Genomic DNA, 4,682 nt, shown 5'->3' with positions numbered 1-4,682 from the left:
GCGAGCCGTGCAGCTTTTGTTGGGCCACACAAAAATCGAGAGCACCGTCCGATATCTGGGCATTGAGGTCGACGACGCGCTCGCCATAGCGGAACAGGTTGACGTCTGAACTACCGGGGCAGAGCGGACATGCTCTGCCCGTGCTTTATAGGCGGCTTCGGGCCTAGGCGATATGCCGCGGGCATTGCAAAAGTTGTTACTCTATCAGCAGCAGCCCCCGCTTCTTATCGCCGTCGAACGTATTTACAGCGGCGAACAGCCGCTTCCGCTCGACCAGCCATGGCTGGTAGTCGGAATTGACATCGAGCACGAATACTAGATCCTCGCCTTCGAGATAGCCGCCGATCGGAGAATGATGTCCAACACTAGCGCCAAAGATTTGTGCGCGATCGAAATTCACGATGTAGCGTCTGCCCGGATCGTTGGAGCGACGCAGATGCTCCAGAAACTGGTCTTCGCTGAGATCGCGCAAGACCGTAACTTTCCGGCTCGTATTGGCCCGGGCGACCTCGGCCAGCTCATCGAGCGTAAGGCCCAGAATGCATACGCCCGTCCAGCACCGCCCTGTGCCAGCCAATACCTTGCCCTCCGTGCTTGCCGCCTCGCCAAGCGACCTATACGCATTCGCAACAGCGGCAGGTCCGCAACGAGAACCATTAGTCTGCCAGCTAACGTAATTGTGGAATGTGGCTGCCACTGGCAGGTGCCACGCGCGCTCTATAAGCTCCGGTGTACGTGTTACCGAGGACGCTATGGTTTCTGATGGCACGCGTGACTGGCCGACGACCAGAGCCCCGGCACCCAGCAGACCCGCAGCGACAACCAAGCTGATGATACTGACGTAGTGCCATCGCTTCATGGGTCTGAACCTTAGCGGCAGTCACGACCGTGACCTTGGCGAGATTATATCCTCAAGCAAACTGGCGGGAGAGGTTCATTTTGAACGTCCGTTGAGGGTCACAAGCGGCATTTGACGCTGCGCTGAGCGGCGTCCGCTCTACCCCGGTGAGCTGGCGCGGCGATCTTCAATCCGGGTTTCGGCCTGGGCCAGGAGCAGACCTGAAGACCCTTAATCCGCGCCGGTTGCGCCTGCCGAGCCGAATGTTACAACCGCAATTGTTCCGCCGTTATTGAAATGATGCCGTAGCGAGACCCCGCCACCATCTTGGCGTACTAGGTGACAGCCATAAGTGAGGATCACATCGTGAGTGCAGCAACACCGGAACATATTATGCAAGTTGGTTTGGGCTTTTGGGCATCCAAAACACTCCTGAGTGCTGTCGAGCTGGGCGTGTTCAGCACCTTGGCGAATGCACCCGCCGACCTGCCGACGCTTCAACGAAAGCTTGCACTGCATCAGCGATCAGCCCGCGACTTCCTCGATGCGCTGGTGGCACTCAAGTTGCTGGAGCGCGAGAACGGCATCTACAGCAACACCGTAGACACCGACCTGTTTCTCGATCGAGCCAAGGCATCCTATATCGGCGGCATGCTGGAAATGGCAAATGCCCGGCTCTATGGCTTCTGGGGATCGCTCACGGAGGCCCTGCGGACCGGCGAAATGCAGAACGAGGGTAAGGGGGCGGAGAAAACCTGTTTACGGCCCTGTATGCCGATCCGGAGCGGTTGCGGGGATTTGTGAGGGCGATGAGTGGAATAAGTGCAGGCGCGGCCCACGCCATTGCTGCCAACTTTCCATGGAGCAACTACAAGACCTTCATGGATCTTGGTTCAGCTCAGGGCATGCTTCCCGCTACTGTTGCCCGCGCCCATCCCCACCTCACCGGTATCGGCTTGGACCTTTCCCCGATCAAGCCAATCTTCGAGGAATTTATTGCTCACCGCGAGGTGGAGGACCGAGTGCGGTTTCATGGCGGGAGTTTCTTCGAGGACCCTCTGCCGAAAGTTGATGTCATCGTCATGGGTCACATCCTCCATGATTGGGACCTTGCCCAGAAAAAGATGCTTCTAGGCAAGGTATTTGATGCTCTTCCGAAAGGCGGCGCCGTCGTCGTTTATGATGCCATCATCGACGATGATCGCCGCAAAAACGCTTTCGGTCTCATGATGAGCTTAAATATGCTGATCGAAACTCCCGGTGGGTTCGACTATACGGCAGAGGACTGTCAGGCCTGGATGCGCGAGGTCGGCTTTTCAAAAACGCGGGTCGAACCGCTTGTCGGTCCGGATTCGATGGTGATCGGATTAAAGTAGGTTCTCCGAGCGGATCGCCGTCCGACGCGTCGGATGGTGCAATGGCGCGACGTCCGCTCAGGGTCACTCGCGTCATTTTTGGCCTATTCGCCGGATGTCTGTTTACCCCCTGACAGCGGCGGAATAGCTGACATCGTGCAACCGCTGCTTGGGGCCAGAATCGGATGCATACGACCGCTTCGCGGACTTGCAACTTCGCCCTAATCAGAATGAGCTTGCGCCCGTACAGGCCTTGATTGTTCCGAGGGGGCTCGAGCGTGTCGTGCCGCCGTGGTGGGCCCCCCGGTCGCTCCGGATACTCGCGTGAACTTCGATTGAGCGGGCTCGCCGCGTTCCTGTTCGACGTGCCTACAGAAAAAAGATCGTTGTTTTTCGAAAGCCATGGCGTTGAAGTCGTCGCATATTTTTTATACGACGAACTAGCGTCTTGATCAGAGCTTTCGGATGTCAAACTGCGGAGCGAACTGATTGACGGTCGGGACTAGTTCCCTGCCACCGCGGCGGGTTCACGTCTGAGCTCGATAGCTGCTTTGAGAGCGGGCCATGTCAAGCAAGATTGTCTGTGGGAGCGCATTGGCTCTGGCGTCGTTATTGCTGGCAAGCATCGGATCTGCAGACGACGCATCGTCACTCCGCAAGGGAGGATGGCCGATTCGCGATGGTCACAATTACCAGCCAACCGAGCATGAGCTGAGAGGCTTGCATCAGGAGGATGTCACGCCTGATCAGGCGCGCGAGATTGACCGATTATACGATCAGCTCTTGGCAAACAGTGAAAAAGCTCGCAATCGACATCCCGCACCCAAACATTGATCGGGCTGTTGTTTGAACGCTGCGTTTTCATCGGTCTCCGCGACGAGACACTGGTGCTGACCAAGTACCTTCATCAGGCGCGCCACAATGACCGCTATGGGTCATGTGTGGACGACGCCCGCGTTGCAAGAAGAATCTGACGTGCGGCTTGCGGTCGGGTGCAGGTCATGTGTCCGGCCTGTTTGCGCGGCACCATGACCGCTGGCCCTGATGTAGTCCGCGGATCGGGTCCCAATCATTCGCACGGGCTTTGATGCCCATGACCCAGAAGCGGGTTGTCCCAATCGACGGCTCGACCGTTTCGCATCACGCCATCATCACCCTCGCAATTCGATTGTCTTGCTCCGCCGTCGCCTCACGCTCCCATTGCCAAGCCTCTTCAGGCGGCTGCAGCAAGCTCCGGCGGTCGATAATATCCTCCCTTGGCCATGATCGCCCAAGCGATGCGTGCCATCTTGTTGGCAACGGCAACGGCGACGAGCTTGGCCGGCTTCTTGGCCAGCAGCCTGATGACCCAGGGATGCTTTTGCGGATGCTGCCGGGCGTGTCGAACGACGGCTGTTGCACCGATGACGAGCAACCGTCGGAGATAGCGATCTCCCTGCTTGGAGATGCCGCCGAGCCGCTCCTTGCCCCCCGTCGAGTGCTGCCGCGGCACAAGTCCGATCCATGCTGCAAAATCCCGACCGGATTTGAAGGCACTCGGGTTTGTGACAGTGGAAGCGATGGCCGTGGCCCCGATCATGCCTATCCCGGGCACGGTCTCGAGGCGGCGGCTCATATCATTGGCACGATGATGGGCGTGAATGGCGCGATCCAGAGTCCCGATCTGCAATTCGAGAGCCGCGAGTTGATCGACAAGGGCCTGCAACGCCTGTTTCATCGCAGATGGAAGAGCTTCGCGATTACTTTCATCCGTGATGATCGCGGCAAGCTGCGCGAGACCTTCGCGTCCCGTCTCCGCAACGAGGCCGAACTCGGCAAGGTGGGCTCGGAGCGCATTGATCAGTTGCGTGCGCTGACGGATTAAAAGATCCCGCGTTCGATGCAACATCAGCAAGGCTTGCTGATCGGCCGACTTGATCGGCACGAACCGCATCGATGGGCGTGTCACGGCCTCACAGATGGCGGCTGCGTCGGCAGCATCGTTCTTCGACCGTTTGACATAGCCCTTCACATAGCTCGGCGGCATCAGACGGACGGTGTGACCGAGCTTGGAGACCTCGCGCGCCCAATGATGAGCGGTTCCGCAGGCTTCCATGCCGACCAGGCAAGCAGGAATCTTGCTAAAGAAGTCGATGACCTGCTTGCGCCGCAACTGGCGGGAGATGACGACCTTGCCCGCACTATCCACGCCGTGGACTTGGAACACGTTCTTGGCGAGATCAACGCCGATGGTGCTAACCTGCATTGGACGACCCCTCCGGTGATTCGTTGTTCAACGATCACCCTTTGGCACATTCGATGCCGGGAGCGGGCGTCGTCCACCACATCATTCGCGTCGATTTGACCGGCCGCCAATCACTTCCGGTCTTCCCCGATCAGCGGACATTGTCAGAGCCCTACGGCTTGTCTCAAAATGGCCAAGACCGGAAGTCGCGGTCGCGGCCGAGTGCCGCGAGACGGGAATAACCGAAGCGAGAACGGCTGAGAGA

The 4,682-nt window shown here is 58.5% G+C and carries 5 protein-coding genes and 1 pseudogene; 4 read left to right on the top strand and 2 right to left on the bottom strand.

Features of this window, described 5'->3' with window-relative positions; translation table 11 throughout:
• Positions 1–109: pseudogene (locus tag OZ411_RS42525) on the top strand (integrase); the annotation flags it as partial.
• An 87-nt stretch (positions 110–196) separates the two neighbouring features.
• Here the strand turns inward: OZ411_RS42525 and OZ411_RS42520 are convergent.
• Entirely contained in the window at positions 197–859 is a 663-nt protein-coding gene (locus OZ411_RS42520; protein WP_282532741.1) for a phytochelatin synthase family protein, read from the bottom strand.
• A gap of 345 nt (positions 860–1,204) precedes the next feature.
• Between OZ411_RS42520 and OZ411_RS43480 the strand changes: the two genes are divergently transcribed.
• The 3 genes from OZ411_RS43480 (at position 1,205) to OZ411_RS42510 (ending at position 3,027) form a co-directional block, all read left to right on the top strand.
• Positions 1,205–1,642: a methyltransferase dimerization domain-containing protein gene (locus OZ411_RS43480; protein WP_349017085.1), complete on the top strand. Its 438-nt coding sequence runs from the start codon at positions 1,205–1,207 to the stop codon at positions 1,640–1,642.
• Positions 1,639–2,214, top strand: a complete 576-nt coding sequence (locus OZ411_RS43475; RefSeq protein WP_349017084.1) for a methyltransferase — start codon at positions 1,639–1,641, stop codon at positions 2,212–2,214. The genes OZ411_RS43480 and OZ411_RS43475 overlap by 4 nt, the downstream gene beginning before the upstream one ends.
• A gap of 543 nt (positions 2,215–2,757) precedes the next feature.
• Positions 2,758–3,027: a hypothetical protein gene (locus tag OZ411_RS42510; RefSeq protein ID WP_282532740.1), complete on the top strand. Its 270-nt coding sequence runs from the start codon at positions 2,758–2,760 to the stop codon at positions 3,025–3,027.
• Between the two features lie 379 nt (positions 3,028–3,406).
• On the opposite strand, the gene OZ411_RS42505 is transcribed toward OZ411_RS42510, so the two are convergent.
• Positions 3,407–4,438, bottom strand: coding sequence for an IS110 family transposase (locus tag OZ411_RS42505; RefSeq protein WP_282532739.1), 1,032 nt, complete (start codon positions 4,436–4,438; stop codon positions 3,407–3,409).
• Between the last annotated feature and the right edge of the window lie 244 nt (positions 4,439–4,682).

This window comes from Bradyrhizobium sp. Arg237L (assembly GCF_029990105.1).
In the GTDB taxonomy this organism is placed as follows: Bacteria; Pseudomonadota; Alphaproteobacteria; order Rhizobiales; family Xanthobacteraceae; genus Bradyrhizobium.
The sequence above is the reverse complement of the archived record's forward strand: the minus strand, read 5'-3'. Positions and strand labels throughout refer to the sequence as shown.